The organism is Paenisporosarcina sp. OV554 (assembly GCF_003058165.1).
GTDB lineage: Bacteria > Bacillota > Bacilli > Bacillales_A > Planococcaceae > Paenisporosarcina.
Window position 1 is genome coordinate 1 of record NZ_QBUC01000018.1, and the last position, 22,986, is coordinate 22,986.

25 protein-coding genes and 2 pseudogenes are annotated in these 22,986 nt (G+C 36.2%); 11 read left to right on the top strand and 16 right to left on the bottom strand.

The features are described from left to right. Positions 1-146: 146 nt before the first annotated feature. From C8K15_RS20385 to rlmD, 4 genes are all read right to left on the bottom strand, one after another. Positions 147-323 carry a hypothetical protein gene (locus tag C8K15_RS20385; protein WP_158268328.1) on the bottom strand — a complete coding sequence of 59 codons (177 nt, stop codon included), beginning with the start codon at positions 321-323 and terminating at the stop codon, positions 147-149. A 182-nt stretch (positions 324-505) separates the two neighbouring features. Continuing rightward, on the bottom strand, positions 506-709 hold the full coding sequence (locus C8K15_RS14230) for a hypothetical protein (RefSeq protein ID WP_108587056.1): 204 nt from the start codon (positions 707-709) through the stop codon (positions 506-508). 688 nt (positions 710-1,397) lie between these two features. Beyond that, entirely contained in the window at positions 1,398-2,381 is a 984-nt protein-coding gene (locus C8K15_RS14240) for a tRNA dihydrouridine synthase (protein WP_199224122.1), read from the bottom strand. 91 nt (positions 2,382-2,472) lie between these two features. After that, positions 2,473-3,837 (bottom strand): 23S rRNA (uracil(1939)-C(5))-methyltransferase RlmD, encoded by a 1,365-nt coding sequence (gene rlmD, locus C8K15_RS14245; protein WP_108587059.1) that lies wholly within the window; start codon positions 3,835-3,837, stop codon positions 2,473-2,475. A 279-nt stretch (positions 3,838-4,116) separates the two neighbouring features. On the opposite strand from rlmD, the gene C8K15_RS14250 reads away from it, so the two are divergent. The 4 genes from C8K15_RS14250 (at position 4,117) to C8K15_RS14265 (ending at position 7,321) form a co-directional block, all read left to right on the top strand. After that, complete coding sequence (locus tag C8K15_RS14250) at positions 4,117-4,719, top strand: TetR/AcrR family transcriptional regulator (protein ID WP_369973756.1); 603 nt, start codon at positions 4,117-4,119, stop codon at positions 4,717-4,719. Between the two features lie 73 nt (positions 4,720-4,792). Further along, a complete protein-coding gene (locus tag C8K15_RS14255) occupies positions 4,793-5,677 on the top strand; it encodes an ABC transporter ATP-binding protein (RefSeq protein ID WP_108587061.1) in 885 nt (294 codons plus the stop codon). Positions 5,678-5,682: 5 nt separating this feature from the next. Further along, positions 5,683-6,480 (top strand): ABC transporter permease subunit, encoded by a 798-nt coding sequence (locus tag C8K15_RS14260; protein WP_108587062.1) that lies wholly within the window; start codon positions 5,683-5,685, stop codon positions 6,478-6,480. 43 nt (positions 6,481-6,523) lie between these two features. After that, on the top strand, positions 6,524-7,321 hold the full coding sequence (locus C8K15_RS14265; protein WP_108587063.1) for an ABC transporter permease subunit: 798 nt from the start codon (positions 6,524-6,526) through the stop codon (positions 7,319-7,321). Between the two features lie 38 nt (positions 7,322-7,359). Here C8K15_RS14265 and C8K15_RS14270 read toward each other — a convergent pair. Both C8K15_RS14270 and C8K15_RS14275 read right to left on the bottom strand, forming a co-directional pair. Beyond that, a pseudogene (locus C8K15_RS14270) lies at positions 7,360-7,534 on the bottom strand (TRAM domain-containing protein); the annotation flags it as partial. 106 nt (positions 7,535-7,640) lie between these two features. Next, entirely contained in the window at positions 7,641-7,859 is a 219-nt protein-coding gene (locus C8K15_RS14275) for a hypothetical protein (protein ID WP_108587064.1), read from the bottom strand. Between the two features lie 359 nt (positions 7,860-8,218). Here C8K15_RS14275 and C8K15_RS14280 point away from each other — a divergent pair, with 359 nt between their 5' ends. Both C8K15_RS14280 and C8K15_RS14285 read left to right on the top strand, forming a co-directional pair. Beyond that, positions 8,219-8,632 carry a VOC family protein gene (locus tag C8K15_RS14280; protein ID WP_108587065.1) on the top strand — a complete coding sequence of 138 codons (414 nt, stop codon included), beginning with the start codon at positions 8,219-8,221 and terminating at the stop codon, positions 8,630-8,632. Between the two features lie 48 nt (positions 8,633-8,680). After that, positions 8,681-8,890: a hypothetical protein gene (locus C8K15_RS14285; RefSeq protein WP_108587066.1), complete on the top strand. Its 210-nt coding sequence runs from the start codon at positions 8,681-8,683 to the stop codon at positions 8,888-8,890. Positions 8,891-9,010: 120 nt separating this feature from the next. Here the strand turns inward: C8K15_RS14285 and C8K15_RS14290 are convergent, their stop codons facing one another. Further along, positions 9,011-9,700: an aspartate/glutamate racemase family protein gene (locus tag C8K15_RS14290; protein ID WP_108587067.1), complete on the bottom strand. Its 690-nt coding sequence runs from the start codon at positions 9,698-9,700 to the stop codon at positions 9,011-9,013. 299 nt (positions 9,701-9,999) lie between these two features. Between C8K15_RS14290 and C8K15_RS14295 the strand changes: the two genes are divergently transcribed. Beyond that, positions 10,000-10,272, top strand: a complete 273-nt coding sequence (locus C8K15_RS14295; RefSeq protein WP_233260507.1) for a hypothetical protein — start codon at positions 10,000-10,002, stop codon at positions 10,270-10,272. A 271-nt stretch (positions 10,273-10,543) separates the two neighbouring features. Here the strand turns inward: C8K15_RS14295 and C8K15_RS14300 are convergent, their stop codons facing one another. The 6 genes and pseudogenes from C8K15_RS14300 to C8K15_RS21435 all read right to left on the bottom strand — a co-directional run bounded on the left by C8K15_RS14300 (position 10,544) and on the right by C8K15_RS21435 (position 16,691). Further along, positions 10,544-10,918, bottom strand: a complete 375-nt coding sequence (locus C8K15_RS14300) for an SRPBCC family protein (protein ID WP_108587068.1) — start codon at positions 10,916-10,918, stop codon at positions 10,544-10,546. Positions 10,919-11,214: 296 nt separating this feature from the next. Next, positions 11,215-11,388: an aspartyl-phosphate phosphatase Spo0E family protein gene (locus tag C8K15_RS14305; RefSeq protein ID WP_233260508.1), complete on the bottom strand. Its 174-nt coding sequence runs from the start codon at positions 11,386-11,388 to the stop codon at positions 11,215-11,217. Continuing rightward, positions 11,336-11,533: a TasA family protein gene (locus tag C8K15_RS21430; protein ID WP_108587125.1), complete on the bottom strand. Its 198-nt coding sequence runs from the start codon at positions 11,531-11,533 to the stop codon at positions 11,336-11,338. The genes C8K15_RS14305 and C8K15_RS21430 overlap by 53 nt, the downstream gene beginning before the upstream one ends. A 675-nt stretch (positions 11,534-12,208) precedes the next feature. Next, complete coding sequence (locus C8K15_RS14315; protein WP_108587069.1) at positions 12,209-15,973, bottom strand: S8 family peptidase; 3,765 nt, start codon at positions 15,971-15,973, stop codon at positions 12,209-12,211. Positions 15,974-16,414: 441 nt separating this feature from the next. Further along, positions 16,415-16,549, bottom strand: a pseudogene (locus C8K15_RS14320) (IS6 family transposase); the annotation flags it as partial. After that, positions 16,497-16,691 (bottom strand): hypothetical protein, encoded by a 195-nt coding sequence (locus C8K15_RS21435; protein ID WP_369973757.1) that lies wholly within the window; start codon positions 16,689-16,691, stop codon positions 16,497-16,499. The pseudogene C8K15_RS14320 and the gene C8K15_RS21435, both read right to left, overlap by 53 nt. Positions 16,692-16,843: 152 nt before the next feature. On the opposite strand from C8K15_RS21435, the gene C8K15_RS21520 reads away from it, so the two are divergent. Then, complete coding sequence (locus C8K15_RS21520) at positions 16,844-17,035, top strand: hypothetical protein (RefSeq protein WP_483310853.1); 192 nt, start codon at positions 16,844-16,846, stop codon at positions 17,033-17,035. 134 nt (positions 17,036-17,169) lie between these two features. Here C8K15_RS21520 and C8K15_RS14330 read toward each other — a convergent pair whose 3' ends face one another. Further along, positions 17,170-18,084 (bottom strand): LysR family transcriptional regulator, encoded by a 915-nt coding sequence (locus C8K15_RS14330; RefSeq protein ID WP_233260509.1) that lies wholly within the window; start codon positions 18,082-18,084, stop codon positions 17,170-17,172. Positions 18,085-18,485: 401 nt separating this feature from the next. On the opposite strand from C8K15_RS14330, the gene C8K15_RS14335 reads away from it, so the two are divergent. Then, on the top strand, positions 18,486-19,226 hold the full coding sequence (locus C8K15_RS14335) for a GntR family transcriptional regulator (RefSeq protein WP_108587071.1): 741 nt from the start codon (positions 18,486-18,488) through the stop codon (positions 19,224-19,226). 608 nt (positions 19,227-19,834) lie between these two features. Here C8K15_RS14335 and C8K15_RS14340 read toward each other — a convergent pair. Then, positions 19,835-20,275 (bottom strand): SRPBCC family protein, encoded by a 441-nt coding sequence (locus C8K15_RS14340; protein WP_108587126.1) that lies wholly within the window; start codon positions 20,273-20,275, stop codon positions 19,835-19,837. Positions 20,276-20,436: 161 nt separating this feature from the next. Between C8K15_RS14340 and C8K15_RS14345 the strand changes: the two genes are divergently transcribed. Both C8K15_RS14345 and C8K15_RS14350 read left to right on the top strand, forming a co-directional pair. Next, positions 20,437-21,609 carry an ATP-grasp domain-containing protein gene (locus tag C8K15_RS14345; protein WP_108587072.1) on the top strand — a complete coding sequence of 391 codons (1,173 nt, stop codon included), beginning with the start codon at positions 20,437-20,439 and terminating at the stop codon, positions 21,607-21,609. A 1-nt stretch (position 21,610) separates the two neighbouring features. Further along, entirely contained in the window at positions 21,611-22,360 is a 750-nt protein-coding gene (locus tag C8K15_RS14350; protein ID WP_108587073.1) for an esterase family protein, read from the top strand. 106 nt (positions 22,361-22,466) lie between these two features. Here the strand turns inward: C8K15_RS14350 and C8K15_RS14355 are convergent, their stop codons facing one another. After that, positions 22,467-22,706: a hypothetical protein gene (locus C8K15_RS14355; protein WP_108587074.1), complete on the bottom strand. Its 240-nt coding sequence runs from the start codon at positions 22,704-22,706 to the stop codon at positions 22,467-22,469. Positions 22,707-22,986: the final 280 nt, after the last annotated feature.

Consider the following 22,986-nt stretch of genomic DNA (forward strand, 5'->3'; position numbering starts at 1 on the left):
GGTTATCAATATGCGATAAAAATTCCGCAAAAACTTCCATGTTGTTCCCTCCTAAAATGAAAATTATGTCGTTCAGAGAAATTCCTCAAACCCATGTATCCAAAATAAGAAAAAACACCTGGTGGGCTAAAATCTAGAGAAAATAACTACGTAGAAAACATCCTTTGAGAAGTGTTATATTCTCTGTCTTTTTCCGTTACCTCTTGTAATGCAACAATAGTAATTTCATTAGTTTCATTTATTACTGTTTGTAAATAATTCATCTTTTCTTCAATTGACCCTTTTATTGCAACATTCCAGTTTATTATTTGTAATTTAGACATAAAGCACCATCATATATCTTTTTTATCGGAAACTACATGGTTATCCAGTCAATGAACTTGTGTACAGGCGATATCCCTTCTAATTTTTATATAATCCCATACATTCATATGGGGGGGATTTGAGTCATTTAAATTAATGCTAATAGGATCCCACAGATCATTCCAAAAACTGGCTATATATATCATTTTTCTTTACTGGTTTGTTTATGTCTATGAAGGAATTTACGACCTGTTAGAGAAATCAGTAACAAGACCAGTACTAGTACTACAATTTGCATATATGATAAATTAAAATATTTAGCACCTGTAATAATTAATAGTGTAGAAAGCGTACCTTTTACAGTGAAAAAAATAATAATCCATAATCCGCCTTTTTTCCAGTTCATTTATATTTTACCCCTTTGATAGTTCTTGAAAGTGATATCTTAATAGAAATCTAATACATTAAGAAATAAAAAAGCAGATTTTTTTTAAACAAAAATCATGTCAATTTAATGTAACGAATTCATGTTAAATGAAATTGATAATCATTGTCAAATTTACTAAGGATTTTTAAATTTAATGTCTAATTGTTTTTCCATAAGCCTATATTTCCTTTTACTTGCAAATAAGCACTATAAAAAAACAGAAAACAAATTTCATTCAACTACGTGCCAGCGAAATAATTACCCAGCAAGACTATAGAGAGGTAATACAGCAAAATGAGTCGAGTTTGCAGCAACTTGGTCACACACTAAATTGGAATTAGAAAAGAAACTTAATAATTCCTCAAACCAGAAGCAAGTGGTAATAATTCAGAATCAGCTTGCTCAAATTACAAAGTTGGATAGTTTAACACCAGAGTTATTGCACCGCCTAATCGAAAGGATAGAAATAAAAGCAGACGGAACAGCGAGAATCTTTTATAGATTCTCGTTACCATCTGCTATTGTTTAACGTAATTTTAGCAACACGCAGTACTCCACATGTGCAGAGTGTATGTGGCTACTGAATAAAATAAGTACACATGAGTTGATGTGATTCATTTTTTCTCTAACTTTTTGAGAGTTACATCATTTCACTGTCCCCGTCCCATCAACATTCTTTTCCAAAGTTATCAAGCAATGCACGCACTTCATCTGTTGATTTCGTGTTCATCAATTGATTTCTTAATTCACCAGCTCCACGGAATCCTTTGACATAAATTTTGAAAAAACGATGAAGCCCTGTGATTGAACGTGGCAGTGCTTCCGCATATTGATCTTGAAGATCAAGCTGCAGTCTTAAAAGATCAAGGTATTCTTTACTGCTATGCTCTTTTGGCTCTTTTTCAAAAGCAAAAGGATTTTTAAAAATACCTCGCCCGATCATAACGCCATCAATACCATATTGTTCAGCAAGCTGGAGCCCAGTTTGACGGTCAGGAATGTCTCCATTGATTGTTAGCAACGTATTTGGTGCGATACGGTCACGTAATTTTTTGATTTCCGGAATTAGCTCCCAATGCGCATCTACTTGGCTCATTTCCTTTTTTGTACGTAAATGAATAGAAAGGTTCGCAACATCTTGTTTTAAAATGTGCGTTAGCCACTCCTCCCACTCATTTACAGCCTCATAGCCAAGTCGTGTTTTCACGCTGACAGGCAGTCCGCCCGCTTTTGCTGCTTGAATAAGTTCTGCCGCAACGTCTGGACGCAGAATAAGGCCACTACCCTTCCCTCTCGATGCCACATTAGGTACAGGGCAGCCCATATTAATATCGATGCCTTTAAATCCTAGCTCTGCCATGCCAATACTCATTTGACGGAAATATTCGGGATTATCCCCCCAAATATGTGCCACCAATGGCTGTTCATCTTCTGTAAAGATCAAACGGCCACGCACACTTTTCATGCCCTCTGGATGACAATAGCTATCCGAGTTTGTAAACTCTGTGAAAAATACATCCGGTCGACCGGCTTCACTTACTACGTGACGAAAAACAACATCTGTCACATCTTCCATTGGTGCAAGTACAAAAAATGGTCGTGGTAAATCACGCCAAAAATTATCTATCATTTCAAACTCAAATCCTCTCACTATAGATACAATTCAAACTCTCGGGCAAAAAATATAAAGCCAAATGAAAAAAGGAACGTATTTCTCGATGGGAAATACGTTCTTTTATATATTATACTAACTCCAACCACGCCACTGCTTCACAATGTGTGGTCTGCGGGAACATATCGACTGGTTGTACTTCTTGCGTAACATACCCACCATCTTCTAATATGCGTAAATCTCTTGCCAAGGTACCTGGATTACATGATACATAAACAACACGCTTCGGCTTTTGTTCCAAAATTGTCTGCAATAATGCTTCGTCGCATCCTTTACGTGGAGGATCGACTACTAGTACATCGGCAGTTTTTCCTTCTTTGTACCATTTCGGGATGACCACTTCTGCAGGGCCCGCTTCAAAATACGTATTTTCAAAACCATTGATTTCAGCATTGCGTTTCGCATCTTCAATGGCTTGCGGCACGATTTCTACACCTAATACTTGCTTCGCTTGTTTCGCTAAGAATAGAGAAATGGTTCCGATTCCACAGTAGGCATCAATGACGGTTTCTGTACCTGTTAGTTGTGCATAGTCTAATGCTTGTTGGTATAACACTTCTGTTTGTTCAGGATTCACTTGATAGAATGAGCGAGCAGAAATTTCAAATCGCACGTCTCCGATTAAATCTTCTATGGCATCTTTGCCCCAAAGTGTAATGGTTTTTTCACCGAATATCACATTTGTTTTTTCATCGTTAACGTTTTGTACGATTGAAGTGACTTGTGGCAGGATTCTTTTGATTGCTGTTACCGCTTCAACTTGTTGCGGGAATTTCTTTTTCTTTGTGACTAGTACGACCATGATTTCGCCAGTTGCGCGTCCTTTACGGATGACCACATGACGTAACATGCCTTGATGTGTTTTTTCGTTATATGGAGCAATGCCAAGTCGGCCTAATTCTTTTTTCATTTCGCGAAGGATTTCGTCTGCTTCTTCCGTTTGAATGATACAAACATCGGTGTCTGCAATTTCATGTGAACGGGTTTGATAAAAGCCAGCGACCACTCGTCCATCTTGCAATCCGAATGGAATTTGAGATTTGTTGCGGTAACGCCAAGGGTTGTCCATTCCTTTTACAGGAAGGACAGGCACGTCTGGCAGTTTCCCGATTCTAGTCATTGCATTTTTCACCATTTGTTGTTTCCACATCAATTGTCCTTCGTAAGATAAATGTTGAACTTGGCACCCACCACATTCATCAAACACATGACAAGGTGGTGCCACTCGGTGTTCAGATGGTGTAATGATTTCGATTAATTTAGCAAAACCATATGATTTTAATGTTTTTAATACATGTACTTCTGCTGTTTCACCAGGCAGCGCGCCCACAATAAATAACGGATAGCCGTCTATTTTTGCAACACCTGCTCCGTCATGCGTTAGATCTTCTATAGAAACCGTGATGCGGTCGTTTTTTTGTACGGGTAAAGACATATAACTTCCTCCATTTCAATTGCTTTAATTGTATCATGAGACCGTGATATTAGCAGAGCGAGATGGAATGTTTATTACGTTTAATAATTACCATGTATCTTAAATATTAAATCACAAAACTGTTGAGTAACTAACTCCTGAATATTTTCTTAATATTTTAATACACTATATAAATCATTCATTGACTTCCCTGGTCAACGTAATTATGATTAAATTGACTGAATTGGTCAAAATCTTTTTTGTGTGGGGGAAAAGCATATGTATTCTAAATTTTTAAATGTGGATCCAGAAAAACAAGAACGAATTATAAACGCAGCTAGTAAGGAGTTCGCTCAAAAAGGATATGACAATGCCTCAACCAATGAAATTGTAAAAGAAGCAGGTATTTCAAAAGGGCTTCTATTCCACTATTTCAAAAATAAAAAAGGATTGTATTTATTTATATTTGATTATTTGCAAGAAATGTTTAGGGAAAAGATTTACGAAAATATTAATTGGAATGAGAAGGATCTCTTCATCAGATATCGTGAAATTGGATTACTTAAGTTCGAATTAATTAAAAGTTATCCCGAAACGGTTAATTTCATTAAGGTTGCCTACCTTGAAGACTCTAATGAAGTGAAAAGTGACTTAGAACAAAGACAAAATATATTGATAGCTACAGCTTATCAAAAATTATTTAGTGATTTTGACCACTCTAAATTTAAAGAGAATATTGATATTAACAAAGCTATTCAGATTATTTTTTGGTCGATGGAGGGTTTTGCAAATCAGCAACAAGAAAAACTCAAGGCACTTTCAATGGATCAAGTTAACCCAGAAGAAACCCTAGTAGAGATGGAGTCTTATTTGGACATGTTGAAAGAAGCTTTCTATAAATAAGTAAATGATTTTTTCAATGTTATTTGCATTCGTTTTATCAGTTTAATTTTCATTAAAAACAGGAGGTTCTACTATGAATGTAATTGAAATTAATAATCTGACAAAAACCTATGGTAATGCACGGGGAATAACAGATCTTAGTTTTCATGTAGAAGAAGGTGAAATTTTTGGTTTTATTGGACCAAATGGAGCTGGGAAGTCGACAACAATTAGAACGATTTTGTCTCTTATTTACCCTACTGGCGGAAGTGCTAAAATCTTTGGTAAAGATTGTATTGATTTTGCACCAGAGATTGCAAAGGAAATAGGTTATTTGCCTTCAGAAGTTTTCTATTATGACAATATGAAGGTTATCGACCTGTTAAAATACTCGGCTAGCTTTTATAAAAAAGATTGTAAGAAAAGAATGAATGAATTAGTTGAAATCATGGATCTTGATATAACAAAGAAAATTGATGACTTATCTTTAGGGAATAAAAAGAAAGTGGGGATTGTTCAAGGATTGCTACATGAGCCAAAACTTATCATTCTTGATGAACCCACTAGTGGGCTAGACCCTCTCATGCAACAAAGATTTTTTGATTTGCTTTTAGAAGAAAATAAAAAAGGTGCAACCATCTTATTTTCATCACATATTTTAAGTGAGGTTCAGCGATTATGTGATCGCGTTGCCATTATTAAAGAAGGTAAAATCGTCACAGTTGAAAAGATTAGTAATTTAAAAGAAAACAACTACAAAAAAATTAAAATTGAAACAAGAAATGCTGTAGACCGTGACTACTTTAATATTACTGGTGTGAATGATTTAACCTTTAAAGATAGCACCATAAGCTTTTTATTTAGAGGTGATATTAATACAGTTTTGAAAAAAATAGCTGAAGTTGATATTACAAACCTTTGGATAGAAGAACCTGATCTTGAGGAAATCTTCATGCATTACTATGAAAAGGAGGACTAAAAACTATGAATATTTATTTTCATGAGTTAAAGGCTTATAAAAATTCAACGCTCATTTGGACGTTTTCTTTAATTGCCTTAGTAATCCTTTTCATGTCTATGTTTCCTTCTATTTCACGAGACGTCGAAGTGTTTAAAGAGTTGATGGAAGGTTTCCCTGAAGCTGTAAGGAAAGCACTTGGTCTTGAAATTGAAAGTTTTGGAACAATTCTTGGTTTCTATTCTTATATATTTTTATATGTAACTCTTTTCGGGGCTATTCAGGCAATGAATATTGGAACTTCCATTATCTCAAAGGAAGTTCGTGACAAAACAGCGGATTTTCTTTTAACGAAGCCTGTTTCACGTTCAAAAATATTAACATCTAAGCTTATGGCCGCTCTGACCACATTAATCTTTACGAATGTCGTATATGTAGTTGCGGCTAGCGTAATCGTTTCACAAGTGAAGACTGAAGCTTATAGTATGAAAATCTTTTTAATGATTACCTTAACATTGTTTTTTGTTCAGCTTATTTTTCTTGCTCTAGGAATAATCATTTCTGTAATTGTGCCAAAAATCAAATCTGTACTAACGGTATCACTGGGAACTGTGTTTACTTTCTACATCATCGGGTTACTTACTTCAACTACTGGTGATGAGTCCAAACGATATTTATCTCCTTTTCAATATTTTGACACAGGCTATATCATAAAAAATTCTAGCTTTGAGACATCTTTTTTACTTGTAGGAGTAGGGATTGTCTCTGTTTCACTAGTTACTAGCTATATCATATATACCAAAAAAGATATCCAAGCAGTTTAAATTTTACCGTTTCATCAGCCTTGTCTAAATGGAGGTATTAATAATGAATATTTTTTTGAACGAATTGAAAGCCCATAGAAAATCTTTAATTATCTGGTGTATTGGGATCATATTCTTTGTTGTATCGGACATGGCTAAATATGCAGGGTTATCCACTTCAGGTCAATCGCTGAATGAATTATTGGCTGGCATGCCTAAATCTTTACAAGCAATAATGGGTACAGGAAATTTTGATCTATCAACGGCAATAGGATATTTCGGCATGCTCACTATATATCTGTATTTAATGGCAACAGTTCATGCTGCAATGCTTGGTGCTAATATAATATCCAAGGAAGAACGGGACAAAACAGCAGAATTTTTATTCGTAAAACCTGTTTCAAGAAGTAAAATTATTTTCCCGAAATTACTGGCTGCTTTAGTCAATATCGTAATATTTAATATAATAACTTGGGTTTCTTCTTTTTATATGGTTAAAATCTTCAGCAAAGGCGAATCTGTAAGTAGTGACATCGCTTCGATAATGGCAGCAATATTTATTCTACAGATCTTATTCTTGGTCATCGGCTCAGCAATAGCAGCTGTAAGTAAAAATCCAAAAAGAGCTGTATCCATATCTACAGGAATTCTTCTAATCACCTATATATTATCGATTGTCATCGACTTAAATGAAAACATTGAATATATGAAGTATCTCTCGCCATTTAAATATTTCGAATCAAAAAATGTGATGTTTGGTGGAGGCTTAGATCCTGTCTTTGTAGTATTATCTTTGGTCATGATTGGAGTACTTACAATGGGTACCTTTGTTTTTTATAACAAAAGAGATTTGAATTTATAATAGCGAATGATTAGACAAAGGGTTAGAGAAATCTCTTATTTGGCAAAACTAAATGAATCAATGTTTTTAAGACGGTACTTCTGCTGTTTCACCAGGCAGTGCGCCCACAATAAATAACGGATAGCCGTCTATTTTTGCGACAACTGCTCCGTCATGCGTTAGATCTTCTATAGAAACCGTGATGCGGTCGTTTTTTTGTACGGGTAAAGACATATAACTTCCTCCACATGAAAAAAGCAGAATGGCTTATCCCATTTTTCTAGTCACCGTCACTTACCTTTGGCGGTGAGCAAACTTTCAAATGAAGGTTATTCCCTAATTAATATAGTCGTTGTTGACAGTGAGGAAATGGGTTAATATCTCGAATCGTTTGGTATTCATAATGCTTGAGCGCAAACTGTGACTGATATAAGTACTCCATGACGTAAAGTTCACCATCATAAGCATCGCATAATATGCCGGAGGTTCCTTGACCATTCATAAATGAAATTCCTATTGGCTGACCAATTAAGTGCATGATTTTCTGCTGCCAGTTCATAAAAATCACTCCTTTTTTGTTACCATATGAAGCTTGCCAAAACAATGTGCAAACCAATAGGTAAAGATGGCTAAAACTTCAAGACGGGCACTCCGCTATTTTCAGCAAAAATAGTAGGTGTGATGATTGGAGTACATGTACCTTTTTTGGCATAAGAAAAGAGATTTGAATTTATGAAAAAGGGTTAGAGAAATCTCTTCTTATGGGGATTTCTCTAACCCCTTTTTTACTTTTCAAAAAATAGATGGAAAGAATGCATGTAAAAATAAAGGAATTTAGTTTATTTAGATAGAAAGTAGTTAAGATACATTCAAATTATTTCCTTAAACTACCTGGGTCTCACAAAAGGAGCAGATACAATGGAACAATCAAAACAAAAAATCCACTCATTTTTAATGTTTGAGGGGAATGCTGAAGAAGCGATGGCTATGTATACCTCTCTATTTGAAGAATCTGAAATTATTAATATTATTCGTTATGGACCAAATGAGTCTGGTGATGAAGGTTCGGTTCTACATGCAACATTTTCGGTTAAGGGGCAAGAGTTTATGGCAAGTGATAGTTATGTGAAACACGATTTTACCTTTACCCCTTCAATATCGATGTTTGTCACATGTGACTCAGAAGAAGAAATTGATGTGGCATACGCGAAATTATCTCAAGGCGGAGAAATCTTGATGCCGCTAGCAGATTATTCATTTAGTGCCAAGTTCGGTTGGGTCAACGATAAGTTCGGCGTTTCATGGCAATTAAGTCTTCCGCTTGAATTTTAACAATGTGTCTTTTGGGGAATATCACCATTTCAAGAAAGTTGGGTTAGAATGGAAGTCATACTAACAAGTATCTTCACCATCCTTATCACGATTATGACCTTCTATAATCTTATTAAGGTATTCACGTTGGCCTATAAAAAAAAGCAAATTACGTATTCAAGGTTACTGCTATATGTAACATCTTCAATCGCAGTAGGTTTTGTTGTAGCTTCCATTCTACCTTTGGTTATTATTACAATAGTTGAAGTTCTTATTTAATTAATTAGTCATAACGCACTCCATTTGGGGTGCGTTTCTTTTTATGGAAAATCAGCAACAGTACTACTTCATGGAAATACTGAATGGGACTTCCTAGTAGAAGTCCCATTCTCAATTGATCTATTCTAATGCCTTCTTTACAGATTCAAGCGCATGGATGACTGTTGTATCAAATAACGGAACTTCTGAATCCTCTGGTTTTACTAATAACCCGATTTCTGTACAACCTAATATAATACCTTCAGCTCCATCTTCAATTAAACGCTGGATAACCTTTTTATAGTACTCCCTTGATGATTGCAAAATCTCACCTAAACACAATTCCTCAAAGATTACTTTATTTATGACTTCTCTATCCTCAATATTTGGCACCAAAACCTTAATCCCATTAGACTCTATTCGAGATTTGTAGAAGTCTTGCTCCATCGTATATGAAGTACCTAGTAACCCAATCGTACGTATGTCTGACTTTACAATTTGATGTGCTGTGGCATCGGCAATATGTAAAATAGGAATGCTGATTTTTTCTTCTACAAGCTTAATAACTTTGTGCATAGTATTGGTACAAATGATAATAAAATCTGCACCCGCTTTTTCCAATGACTGTGCAACATCGCCTAATACATGTCCAGCTTTTTCCCAGTCACCTTGTGCTTGATAACGTTGAATCTCTTCAAAGTTAACACTATATAAAATGCATTTCGCCGAATGTAATCCACCTAGTTGCTTTTTTACTTCTTGGTTGATTAGCTGGTAATACTTAGCTGACGATTCCCAACTCATACCACCAATTAGACCAATCGTTTTCATGTCTATCCCCCCTTAATAACTCAATATATTCTCCATTCTATGTCCCTATTCTAAGGCACGCGTTGAAGTGGGTAAACTAAGAACAACGAAACTTGTGTACCTAAATAACATTCAATTTAAAAAGACGATGATGATGATGCTTACGAGTATAAGAGAGTTGTTTTAGATTTCTGTCATGCAGCTGAATTGTTGTTGAAGGAGATATTATTTAGAATAGATCCAATTTATGCTTTTGATAAGAACGATTTGTTTAAGAAATGTCTTGATCCATTGCATCCGACTATTGAGGAACTTTATTTATGCAGGTCTTTAAAGGAAATATAATAGGAAATCCAAAAGGCACGAACATCCCTCTTCCCGTTTCTGGAATCAGTAAAAGTGAAGGCGATCAAGTGATTGCAGCAGCACGTTCCGGCAACCTGAAACTGTTTGTTGAGGGTGAAGCAAATACACCATATGTATATGATTTGATGGATGTTCATCAAGACCAGATTCCAAACAATTTAAAATATGCACCATCTAACACTTTTGGCCATTATATATTAAGCAAAGTCAACCAATTCTATTTTTAATAGTGTACTACATTACGATCTTCTAACGAATAGAGATATGCAACGTCATCAACGTTAGGTTATACTTCTCAGTTAGAAACAAAATCCCTACTCATATTCGATTAAATCACCCTAAAATGAAAAATGAGCGCTTATCCTTATTCCAGGATAGCGCCCGATTCTTGAAGATCAAGGACTGTTAAAACCGGTTCGTACTTATTGAACAATAGTCCCTTTTAATAAATTTTAAAAAAAGAGTTGCCTTAACTACTCCTAATACTTGTTATCTTATCTACTGAAGCTCTTCCAGAAGATCGTCGAGGCGGTCTAATTGTGAGGCAAATCCTTGGACTACACCCATTTCCATTACTTTTTGAAGTTCTTCGACTGACTCGAATCGAGAACGCGTTATGAGTTTTGTCTTACCCTCGTGTTCAACAAACGTCATCGTTACCAGCGTATCTGGCATACTGTCGGCTGCGTTGCCTTTTTCATCTGCAAACACATCGGTGTAGACAATCTTCTCCAGTACGACAATTTCTTGATAGACAGCTTTACCCCAAGATTCTTGGCCATAAAATTCCCCTTGGTTTTCATCTGTGCACCGCATGCTATAATGCCATACGCCGTTAGGCTTAAAATTAAACTCCCGATTTTCCGTTTGCAATAAAAAAGCCGCATTTTTTTGTGCTTCTTCTTCAATGTATTTCTTAGAAGCGACTGAACCAATTTCTTCATCTGAATTGCAAAGAAAAACGTTTTTTATTTAACGGAAGATTTAGTTTTTTAATGGCTTTAATTGCCCATAAAGACCGGATAATACTACCTTCATATCCGGGCTTATTTCGTATGCGTATTTTTAAAATATCTGTAAAAGGTAATGAAAAACTACTTGGAAAACCTTAAATTTTATATAAAAATAAATCTTAAGTTGATGCATCGTTAACCTGTATATATGATGGCTTAATACTTCACCCCAACATGCCTTACATTAAATAACTGATTTAATAACTTGTCTAACTCTTGACTACATTGAATGGTTTTGGAATGAAGAAACCCATACTGCTTATAAATATCAAATAATTCATTTTTCTTTTCCTCTATTTCTTGTGTTACTTGTTGTAATAACATAGCCATTCCTATAACCCTCCATCCAAATAACTCTTAGTAAGAATTCTATCTTGATGTGACTGCCGAAATTAGCTGCCCCGTTGTTATCTTTTCCACCAGTTACAGCATAATCAGCAAGAAGGTGAACGTCCTTGATTTTTAAAGTTTTTATAGATTAATAGAAAGCCGCACTCCATTGTGTCACTTTGCTTGATTTTGTAACGCTCATGACAACTGGCGGGTCAACGTTCAAATCCAAAGTACAATCTGCAATCCCTTTTCTCTGCTTATTCTAAATAGATATATATAGTGTAAAAAAACCGGCAACGTCATAATGAAGCGTCACCGGTTCTTAGTTATCATGTAAATTAACTAGGTTCTATCTATAGTTTGCACATGAGATGTTATAACGTACCAGTTGCTGTACTTGTTTATTTTTTTGGATTTAAACCAATCGAACGAAGGAAGTACTCTAAGCCTTTTTTGCCGATTGTTTCTTTTGGACTCACCGTTTCAGGAACGCCCACTTCTTTTCATATAGTCTAAGTTATGAAACTTATATTACAACTTTAAGTTTTTACGCGTTTATTGTAAAATTATGAAATATTATGGTAAACATAACAAAATTTTATTGATATTCAGCACTATACTAATATGCACCAGTCCAAAAAAATCTGGTTCTGGTGCAAAGTTAAAATAAGAGAGAATAAAGCGCATATATTCCTATCAGAATTATAATGAGGCTTACGTAAAACATGCAGTTCATGCTAAAAAAGCTATTAAAGAACTTTTAATTAAACAATAAAAATAGCCTATCCATCATTTGTAGATGGATAGGCTATTAAATTTATCTCAAGCCATAAGCCTTAATGACATCTTGAGAAATTTTGTTGCCTAGATCATCCAAAGCAGTTGCTCGTAATGATACATACTTAGCATTCTTCGGATTGTTGATCTTGGCTACCCACTTGTTATCGGCCGTACGCTTGAGTTTCACAGTCTCCCACGACTCACCTTCATTAAAGGAAACCTCTAATGTCGCTCCTTCTAGCTTACCCTTACCTGCTACACCTTCAAGTTTTGCAACAGATAGTTCGAGTGGAGTGGAAGGTGCCGCAAGTGCGTTACCGTTCATATCGGTCTCAACCTTATAATCCAGTGAATAGAATGGGAGTAAAGTTTGGCCTTTTTGAGACCAGAATGTCCATTCTGTATGCGTACTTAATGATGTTTTCCAGCGATTCGGGTCTCGCTTCGCATCACTTACTAGACGGTATTGTGTTTTTTCTTCTAGGACTGGTTTTGACGACATTTTTTTTCCTGTTACTTCTTGAAGAAGGGTATCTCCTTGGTACAATTTAAGTGTTTCATTTTTTACGGATTCCGCGGATGTGACCTGACCTGTAGAGCCAATTCCTGAATCTGCCCAAGCAGGAATATTAAATCGTAAATTGTTCCCTTGGCGGTTAGGGCCTTCACCCAAACGCGGACGAACTACTGGAGAGAACCAGTCTTCCTGAAGTTTTTGTCCTTTTTCATACGTAACTAAAGGCTGGTTAATTTCCCATGGACTGTCTAATACGATTGCTCGGTGTTGCCAGCGAGTATCTTTCACTGCTGAAACCCACTCTGTTCGAACAGAAGGCAACTGTAGATTGCTTAAACTCGCTATAGAGAAGGTTGCATACGGACGAAAATCATAACGGAACTCTTGACCAGGTGCTTCACGATCTGATTTGTAACTCGTGTCGATTTTAACGAGTTCATTGTTAGATGGTGCATATTTTAAATTATTTGGAATCTGACCTTGATGAACATCCGTCAAATCATATACATATGGTGTATTTGCTTCACCTTCAACAAACAGTTTCAGGTTGCCGGAACGTGCTGCTGCAATCACTTCATCGCCTTCACTTTTATTGATTCCAGAAACGGGAAGAGGGATGTTCGTGTCATATGGATAAAATGTTGTATTTCCTATATTCGGAGTGAATTCCTCATCGGTATTGTTTACGACAATCAACAGTTTTGCACCTGCTGCATGTGCCGCAGCGGCCTGTGCACGTGACGCAGCGAGCCTCTCACCTTCCGTGATACGATCGACGACAACCACTTTGCCATTTACTTCCAGATGCTCATAGTCAGCTGATGTTCCTTTTCCTGCATAAACCGTGGATAAGTTATATTTACCATCAAGAAGTGCACTTCCCCACGCCGGTGTATCATCCAACACTTTTCCTTTAAAATTGATCTCAAGGGAAGGTTTTATTAAACGCCAGCGAGTCAGAAATTCGAATTCTCCTGTCTCAACTTCCTTTGTTGGGGTAGCATATATTTTATCGACGTTTGAAGGAACAATATAGAAACCGTTTATTGTTTTGTCACCAAGGGAACGGTAGAATTCCATGCGCTGATAGCTTGGTTCTGTCTTCTTCGGCACTTCAGCTGAAATTTCTTGTGCATTTCGTGCATCAAGTTCCACGGTTTGAGGACCGTCTAGCTTGATTTCAGGATTACCGACTAATGCTACTTTAACTTGATCGGTATAACCATCCATTTCAATATAACCCATGGCTGAATACGTACCAGGTGGTAAACGAAGTGTTTTTGTTCCGGTTACGGGAATGCCAATGAATGTAGGTTTCATGTTTTCGCTAACGAGTCCAACAATCGTCCTAACAGGATTTCCATTACGGTCCTTAGCGTTAAGTGTTAGCGGATACTTCTCTTCTTCTTTCACCATGCCCATTGAAGTATGAGCCACTTGCTTGCCTTCAGAATCAGTTGCTGTTAGATGCCCCTCATAACGACCCCAGTTGCCAAGCTTCGGATCTACTGTAACTGTTACTGTCTTTGTACCATTAGCTGGAACAGTGATTTGTTTTTCGGAAACCGTCAGCAAACCATCAGGTGCATTTTTGCCATCTGCTTTAAAATCAGCTTGGAGGTTAAGCGTAACTGCAGAATCGTTGTCGTTTGTATACGTGACTGTTTTTTGTACAGGCTGCGCCTTATCGTATGGCCACTCAAAGTAGCCGATCGAAAGAGAACCCGTTGCACGAACAGTGCTGTATACAGCTGCAGGTACATCCAGTCGGCCCGATCCGATATGATAAGGCGAGTAATCTAACTTTTTAGACGTACTCATCAACGCTTCTTTTAGCTGAGTTCCGTTCCACTCAGGATGCTTCTGCAGAAGGATCGCAGCAGCACCCGCCACATGTGGGGTTGCCATGGATGTACCACTCAGACTCTTGTAAAATCCGCTTCCTGATGTTAGTCCAGATCGAGCTGCAACGATGTCAACACCCGGTGCAGACAGGTCAGGTTTCAATCCCATGTCTCCATAACGAGGTCCTTTTGATGTGAAATAAGCAATTTTGTCTGCCTTATCAACGGCACCGATCGTTAAAGCAGCATCTGCAGCTCCTGGTGAACCGATGGATCCTTCAGCACCTGCGTTACCGGCAGCAATAACAAATAGTGCACCTGTTTCTTCACTTAGGCTATTTACGGCTTGAGATAGCGGGTCTTTTCCGTCACTTTCCCCGCCTCCCAAACTCATGCTTACAATCTTGGCGTTATGTGCAGCCCATTCCATACCGTCAATAATCCATGAATCCATACCGCGTCCTTTGTTATCTAATACTTTCCCTACTAGTAAACGTGCTTCAGGAGCAACTCCTTTGTTCTTGCCTTCAGAAGCAGCACCTGTCCCTAATACCGTTGAAGCAACGTGTGTGCCGTGTCCATGACCATCATCAATCGTTTCTCCAGGTACAAAACTTTTTGCTTCGTCTACTTGATTTGCAAGATCGGGATGATTAGGATCAATTCCTGTATCAAGTACCGCTACCTTAACCCCCTTACCTGTAAAACCAGATTCCCAAGCCGTTGGGGCACCGATCTGAGGTACGCTTTGGTCTAATGTGGCTTCCACACGACCATCAAGCCATATCTTTTCAATGCCCTGGTCGAAGTTAGGTTCGGCTTTCTCGGAAGCCTCAGGTGTGATATCCTCCCAGAACGTATCCGCTTCTTTTTTAGATGTTGCAAGAGCAGCACCATTAATACTTTCTAACACACGAACCTTTTTTGCCCCTTTTGGATTGGCCTTCTTTGTTTGGACGGCGCCCGCTGTTTGGACGGCTCCAGCTGTTTGGACGGCCCCCGCTGTGGACTCTGTGTATTCTACGATAATTGGCAGGGAAGAGAGACTTTTATCATCGTAGCCGTCCTCTATTAATTTCGTTACATTAAACAAATCCTCATCCAGTTTGCCAGCAGCCAAATAAGGCATAGCTGAATTTGGTATAACATACGTATCTTCACCAATCGTATACATTTGTACGCCTGCATCGTTCGGATCGGCAGGTTCCACGTCTATGACGCTTTTACCGTTTTCAATCTTTTTGATTTTGACGATGTCACCCGTAATTAGGGTAATGGTTTGCTCGTCAGATTCACTTAAACGATCAACAACAGCAGCATTCTCAAGTGTTTTTTCTAATGTCGTTTTATCGTAGGCTTTTACGTTATAAATAGGTAAAGCAAGGACAGCCGTAGATAATGATACAGCTAATAACGTCTTCAATTTCATTTTTTTCACCATACATCCTCCTAGTAGATATGAATAAGTTACAAATGTTGAGAAATGCCTTAAAGCAGGATTCATTGTTGAATAGGGTAGTAAATTAAGAGATTAACAGGTTAAAAGGGACACCTCCTGGACGAATTACCGATTCTGTTTCAGAGGCATGTAGTAATATCCCCGCTTTCTTATTTTGATAAGCTTTTCAGAAAACTAGTAATCAACTACCCCTTCCTTAAAATTCTGAATTTTTCATATAGTCTAAGTTATGAAACTTATATTACAACTTTAAGTTTTTACGCGTTTATTGTAAAATCATGAAATATTATGGCAAACATAACGAAATTTTATGGATATTCAGCACTATACTAACTAATATGCACCAGTCCAAAAAAATCTGTTTCTGGTGCAAAGTTAAAATAAGAGAGAATAAAGCGCAAATATTCCTAGCAGAATCGTGTCTTATGCACTAACCACAAACAATTGATGGATGAATTCTTTCTGATTTTGGACAGACAGATCTCGTAAATCAATCTGTTCTTTTTTAATCATATGCATGTCTTCTACTACTGGAAGAATGGATGTAGCTGTGTTGAATCGATACTGGATAAGTTGGATTTTTTTCTACTGTTATTTCACGAGGTCTGGCAGGAGTTATTATCGAATTCGCATGGTCTGCCCTCGCTTTTAACCAGATTTTTGTTCTTGTTTTGGTATTGTCGTTGATATTTTCTTTCATTTTTAAGAATAAAAAAGAACTGGTTTCGGTAGTTGAAAATTTGATTTTATTAGTAATGGAAAATTATTTTGTCATTACTCAAAAAGATTTTATGTTTGATAATTTCCCTAACTACGCATACGGAATGCTCATACTGTTATTGCTAATGTACTATGTCTTCTTTAGAGATGTGTATTTATACGAGCAAGGAAATCAGAAAGAGTTCCAACAGAGGAGTAACTGAATCCTTTGAATTAAATCAGCTATTTAAAGAAATGGATTCAGACTGGATTGAATTTGCCATGGATCGTCTAGAAGCGAAGAAGACGGGTGTGGCAAATGGACATTTGAGGACATCCCCCTAAAATTATGGCCTGTAAGCCCGTTAAGCGAGATGTGGGGAATTGGGCGCTAAGGAGTATTTATCTTCCATATCACCCCACATAAATAAACCATTTTTGTCAAACACAATTGATGATACAGTTTTATAAAACTAGAATTATAGTTTAAGAGCTCGACTATACATTTCTAACAATTCTTTTTTCAAATCACTAATGAAGTGATCATTCAAATTCTTTACTTGTTTATTTTTTGATCGAACGATTCCAAACGGTAAGGTTGAAACAATGTTGCTAACGAACGGGATTGAAACGATTTGACCATTCAAAATGGTTGGTTCATCTTGTGAAGCTAATGTAGAGATTGCAAATGCAATATTCTCATTAACAGCAGCATAGATTGCGTTTGTATTATCTGACATAAATATGATATTTATTGGAACTATTTCTAATAATTTTTTAGTGAATGGATCGATACCAGAGCTGTACGTAGCGGCTGTTTCATTTCTCAAATCCTCTGGTATGATTGTTTCTTTTAATGCTAAATGCGATTTTTTACTTACGCAGATTCGCATTTCATTATTGAATATGAATTCTTTAGGAAACTCATTTATTTGTTCTGGTAAATAATTGTGAAAGTTAATGACACCGATATCAATTTTTTGATTTAAAATGTCATCTACTAATTCGATTGAGGTTTTTTCTACAATATCTATTTGGACATTAGGATACTTTTTTTTAAAGTTTGAAAAGACACGTAAGATCACACCCATTAAGCCTGTAATTGTCCCAATACGAATTACTCCATAAATTCCATCTTGATAGTAAAGACCTTTATCTTTTAATTCTTGAACTTTCTCGATCACTTCTTTAATTGTAATGATTAAATTCTTTCCTTCTAAAGTGAGTAAAGTACCTTGTTTTGATCGGATAAAAATACTTACACCTAATTCTTTTTCTATGCACGTAATCGCTTGACTAATTGTAGGCTGAGTAACATGTAGATTTTGTGCGGCGATCGATATAGATTCGGTTTTAGAAACTTCATAGATATAGTTCAATCGTTCAATATTCATAGATTCACATCGCTTATACATTAAATTTTTTAATATAAAACATTAACTTTCTTAAAGTATAATGCCATTTTATAATAAATTCAAATAATTCCGAGTAAACAAATTAGTCAACTGGGTTACAAATTTCTTCAAAAATAGACCAAACTTCTACAAATCAAACATCTGTCATTGTAGAGTGGAAACCAAATTAATACCACGATGAATAATTGTATACATCATTGTCTAAATTATATTTCAAGAAATTAAATTAAGCAATAACAATCTTAAAATTCAAAACATTCTTTACCTTGAATATTTATGCGCTTGATTAAATGAATAATAGTCGTGTTTTACATTTCCACTTACAGACAAGATTGAGAATAATTTATAGTTCGATATAATATTTATAAGGAGTGTTGGTTATGTCCATTGAAAATAAAAAAAATCCACCACTATACGTGGCGATTTATGACAAATTATTTAAACTAATTAATGAGGGAGTCTATCCCGTTGGAAGTAAGCTACCTTCAGAACCAGAACTTTCTAAGATGATGAATGTTAGTCGAATGACACTAAGACAAGCATTGGGTTTTCTAAAAGAGGATGGATATATTGAAACAATCCATGGACAAGGGAACTTTATTAAACAAAATATGAATGTAAAAAGTGTTGGCTTAGAAAAAATAGATAATACTGTTTTTCAATGTTGTACAGAAACGATTGATGATATTGATGCTTATGTTGATGTTAGTTTTTCAGACGATTATGATTACATGAAAAAGATTTTTAATCACGATTCAGCAGTGATGATTAGATTTAAAAGGGTGTACAAGTGTAAAAATAAAGTAGTGGCACAGGCTTTTACAATGTTACCAAGTGAGACAGCTTCCCGATATCAAATGAATTTCAACGATCTGCAGAGCGTACTAAAAATACTTGAAGAGGATATTTTTACGCTAATACATTCATCAAGAATCGAAATAAAATTTACAGAAGCAATTCTTCCTCCTTTACACCATGAATTACGTTCAAATAATAATTTATTCGTATTACTAATTGAAAATCTATGTGACTCAATGGGGAATGTTGTACTTAAAAATAAGATTTATATCCCAATCGAACTTAGTTCAATCAAAATTAATCGAATAAACAAATTACCATAAAAAGAAGAGCATAATAACATTCGTATATGTAAACAAGAATTGATATAACAAAAAAGAAACGAGAAAAAATAAAAGGCTATTTTTTTGAGGTATTGCTAACAAACAAATGAAGACGGACATCATTAATAGAAGTCCGTCTGTTCATTTATTCTCAACTTTAGTTATATTAATAGCAAATTTTTGTCAAGCGTCAACCTCATCCAACTGACAAGCGAGGAAAAATTATTGTTTTAACTGAACGAGGTTATTATAAGGTAAACCAATTTTTACTGGTTGACCTTATTTTTATTGGATTTCATATATCAGTAGCCATGTTAGGACGTACGGATGTGGGACAATAATCACTTCAGCTAAACTGTCCACCCCCTACTTGTAGAAACATGTTTGAGGATGGTTGGGACGTAATACTCGTATAACACACGAAACTATGATACTACATGGAGGATTAGGGGTACTAGTGAGTACGAGTGGTTGGTCAAGATATGACAATTTTATCAACATTTTGATGAAATTGTCTTTTTGCTTTGTGCCTTAAGCTATTCTTTTAAGCTTCTACTTTTCCTTAAAATATCAAAAAAAGAGTCAAGAGACTCTCTTTATTTTGGCAATTAGAACACGATTGCTGCTCTCAAATTAGTACTGCCATTTTCTAAATACCCCTTCAAACAGGTCAACATATAAACCCAGCCTTCTTTATTACCTAACAAATTACTGATTAATTCATCATCATTTTCGTTCCAACCTTTTTCGTTCACTTCAATAATTGTAGTCGTATCATCCACTTCGCTCAGTGTGATTGTTACCACATGTTCGTCCCCAGGCGCACCCCACTTGAATGCAATTTTCTTATCCTCTTGGATTTCCAATACGGTTAATTCCACTTGGGCATCGTATTCTTCGTATCTCAATGTAATGGTTTTGTCTTGTTCCAGTCTTGCCGAACCCGATGAAAACCAATAATTGGCCATTTTTTCAGGATCTACGATGGCTTCAAATACCTCATTAACTGGCTTTGCTATTTTTAATTTCGTATTCACTTCAATTCCCATACTTACTAATTCTCCTTCGACTACTTTATTTTTCATCATCTACTATACATTCACCATTGAATGTCTAACACCTTTTTATTTGCCTCCAAAAGACAAAACTACTTGATTACTGAATATTCATACAGTACATTAAGAGAAAACTATTTTTAGGAGGAACTCCAGTGAACATTATTTTTTTCTCCCCACACTTTCCTCAAAATAGTACGTATTTTTGTACTCATTTAAAAAATAATGGAGCAAACGTCTTGGGAATTGGGGATACCCCCTATGAATCCCTAAGCGATCCGCTAAAGGAAGCTCTAACAGATTACCTGCACATTAAGCATATGGATGACTACGATGAGGTTCTGAAAGCAGTTGGCTACTTCACGCATAAATTCGGAAAAATAGAACGTTTTGAGTCTCTTAACGATCATTGGCTAGAACTAGAAGCAAAAATCCGAACCGATTTCAATATATACGGTACAAAGTTAGATTTCGTATACGATGTTATTCACAAATCCAAAATGAAAAAGTTTTTTGAGAAATGTGATGTCACAATGATTCGCAGCGTCAAGGATGTAACGTATACAAAAGCAGCTGAGTTTATCAAGCTCGTTGGATACCCTATCGTGATTAAGCCGGATTTAGGTGCAGGCGCAAGCATGACCTCTAAGATAAATAACGATAATGAATTAAACCAATTTTTTGAACAGAAACCAACCGAAGTCAATTTTATTGCTGAAGAATTCATTGAAGGTAATGTTTTAACTTATGACGGCTTAATTGACCGTGACGGCGTAGTCCAATTTGAGGCAACTCACTTATTTGATCAAAGTATTATGACGGTCGTTAATACAAATGACCATTTGCATTACTATTGTCTAAAAGACGTCCCGCCTAAAGTTAGGCATGCAGGCCAGAATATTCTACGTTCTTTTGACATTAAAGAACGATTTTTTCATATTGAATTATTTGAGTCCAAAAAAAATGGAAACCTCTATGCACTTGAAGTTAATATGAGGCCTCCTGGTGCTTGGATGACCGATGCCATTAACTACTCGTACGATATCGACATTTATAAAGAATGGGCCAATATGGTAGTACATAACCAAGTGATCACCCCAAAAGAAGGGACCTACTATACTGCCTATGCAAGCCGAAAAGATCATAAGCACTATGTCCATAGCCACGAAGACTTATTGTCTACTTATTCACCTTACCTTGTTAACTATAATCGAATTGAAGATGTTTTTAGCCAGGCTATGGGGAATTACGCTTATCAATTTCGAGCAGAAACCTTTGAAAAGGTTCAATCAATTGTCTCTTTTGTTCAAGATGAAATGAGGAATTAATATGCATATCTCTTACCATAAGGAATGGAGCCATTCATTAAATAGAGAAATGGAATACAAGGTGTATGGACTTCGTGGAAAACCCATATTAGCATTCCCGTCTTCAGGCGGCAGATTTTTTCAATATGAAGACAATGGAATGATTGAAGAGTTGAGTGACTACATCGAGGTGGGACGCATTCAACTATGGGCTTGTGACGGCATTGATGAAGAAACTTTCTTCGCACAACATTCTGATATCCATACCCGGATGACCCGTCATAAGCAATATGATCAATACATAGCCCAAGAACTTGTTCCGTCAATTTTACATACAAGTAAGATGAACAATAATAGCGATGAGCAAAAGATTTGGATAACTGGTTGTTCCATGGGCGCATTCCACAGTGCGAATTTTTTCTTTCGTCATCCCTTCGCTTTTGATGGATTGCTAGCACTCAGTGGTGTATACTCCACGACTTACTTCTTCGGGAATCATATGGATGATGACGTCTATTTCCACTCAACTCTTTCCTACTTGAATGATCTGCATGATGAGAATCTTTTACAATCATATAGACAAAGCAGACTGGTCATTTGTACCGGCCAAGGTGCTTACGAAGAGGAAATGATTGAAGAAACCCATCAACTAAAAATCTTGTTAGAAAAAAAATCAATTCCAGCACGCATCGATTTTTGGGGACATGATTCCCATCACGACTGGGATTGGTGGAGGAAACAATTTCGCTACTATATAAGTGAGTGGATGTGAATAGATAAATAGTGAAAGGTCTCACAAGCTTTAGCGCTTGTAAGACCTTTTTGTTGCCTTGTCAACCAAATAGAAGCTCATTGCTCCATTGTTGTTCACATATAGATTACCTGTGAATGGCTTGTTGAGCTTTATGTTTATCTTCCTCTTTTACATAGATATCATATTGAGTTAAATCATTATTTCGAGCAAAATTCGCGTTAAGATTTGGGTTCCTTATACTAACTGTTTCGTATGAAACACCGTATTCTTTTAAATTGTTTATAACCTTATAATACTTTTCATTTCCAAAAGCTGTATATACTAGACACTTATATTTTGAAAACAACATCCTAAACAAACCCATCCATAACAACTCCTTTAAGATTGTTTACTATTTATACGTCTTTTATGAAAGATAGGATTCACAAATTGATAAATAATGGGAATCAGGTTATGTCCTCTTTATATTGCGCTATAGATTTGAGCGTATTTATTTGTTTTCGACCATTCAACATTGGTTTCCGACCACTCATGTTGTGTTTTCAACCACTCATGCTTACTTTCCACCCATTCAAAAGGTGTTTTCAACCACTCATAGTCACTTTCCAACCATTCGGCTATTTCACGCTATCGATTTCATCCTA

What these genes read in the sequence shown, in the direction of transcription:
- C8K15_RS20385 (WP_158268328.1), bottom strand. Translation starts at nt 323, where the DNA reads ATGTCTAAATTACAAATAATAAACTGGAATGTTGCAATAAAAGGGTCA.
- C8K15_RS14230 (WP_108587056.1), bottom strand. Translation starts at nt 709, where the DNA reads ATGAACTGGAAAAAAGGCGGATTATGGATTATTATTTTTTTCACTGTA.
- rlmD (WP_108587059.1), bottom strand. Translation starts at nt 3,837, where the DNA reads ATGTCTTTACCCGTACAAAAAAACGACCGCATCACGGTTTCTATAGAA.
- C8K15_RS14255 (WP_108587061.1), top strand. Translation starts at nt 4,793, where the DNA reads ATGAATGTAATTGAAATTAATAATCTGACAAAAACCTATGGTAATGCA.
- C8K15_RS14260 (WP_108587062.1), top strand. Translation starts at nt 5,683, where the DNA reads ATGAATATTTATTTTCATGAGTTAAAGGCTTATAAAAATTCAACGCTC.
- C8K15_RS14265 (WP_108587063.1), top strand. Translation starts at nt 6,524, where the DNA reads ATGAATATTTTTTTGAACGAATTGAAAGCCCATAGAAAATCTTTAATT.
- C8K15_RS14275 (WP_108587064.1), bottom strand. Translation starts at nt 7,859, where the DNA reads ATGAACTGGCAGCAGAAAATCATGCACTTAATTGGTCAGCCAATAGGA.
- C8K15_RS14280 (WP_108587065.1), top strand. Translation starts at nt 8,219, where the DNA reads ATGGAACAATCAAAACAAAAAATCCACTCATTTTTAATGTTTGAGGGG.
- C8K15_RS14285 (WP_108587066.1), top strand. Translation starts at nt 8,681, where the DNA reads ATGGAAGTCATACTAACAAGTATCTTCACCATCCTTATCACGATTATG.
- C8K15_RS14290 (WP_108587067.1), bottom strand. Translation starts at nt 9,700, where the DNA reads ATGAAAACGATTGGTCTAATTGGTGGTATGAGTTGGGAATCGTCAGCT.
- C8K15_RS14295 (WP_233260507.1), top strand. Translation starts at nt 10,000, where the DNA reads ATGCAGGTCTTTAAAGGAAATATAATAGGAAATCCAAAAGGCACGAAC.
- C8K15_RS14305 (WP_233260508.1), bottom strand. Translation starts at nt 11,388, where the DNA reads ATGGCTATGTTATTACAACAAGTAACACAAGAAATAGAGGAAAAGAAA.
- C8K15_RS14315 (WP_108587069.1), bottom strand. Translation starts at nt 15,973, where the DNA reads ATGGTGAAAAAAATGAAATTGAAGACGTTATTAGCTGTATCATTATCT.
- C8K15_RS21435 (WP_369973757.1), bottom strand. Translation starts at nt 16,691, where the DNA reads ATGAAAGAAAATATCAACGACAATACCAAAACAAGAACAAAAATCTGG.
- C8K15_RS21520 (WP_483310853.1), top strand. Translation starts at nt 16,844, where the DNA reads ATGTCTTCTTTAGAGATGTGTATTTATACGAGCAAGGAAATCAGAAAG.
- C8K15_RS14330 (WP_233260509.1), bottom strand. Translation starts at nt 18,084, where the DNA reads ATGAATATTGAACGATTGAACTATATCTATGAAGTTTCTAAAACCGAA.
- C8K15_RS14335 (WP_108587071.1), top strand. Translation starts at nt 18,486, where the DNA reads ATGTCCATTGAAAATAAAAAAAATCCACCACTATACGTGGCGATTTAT.
- C8K15_RS14340 (WP_108587126.1), bottom strand. Translation starts at nt 20,275, where the DNA reads ATGGGAATTGAAGTGAATACGAAATTAAAAATAGCAAAGCCAGTTAAT.
- C8K15_RS14350 (WP_108587073.1), top strand. Translation starts at nt 21,611, where the DNA reads ATGCATATCTCTTACCATAAGGAATGGAGCCATTCATTAAATAGAGAA.
- C8K15_RS14355 (WP_108587074.1), bottom strand. Translation starts at nt 22,706, where the DNA reads ATGGGTTTGTTTAGGATGTTGTTTTCAAAATATAAGTGTCTAGTATAT.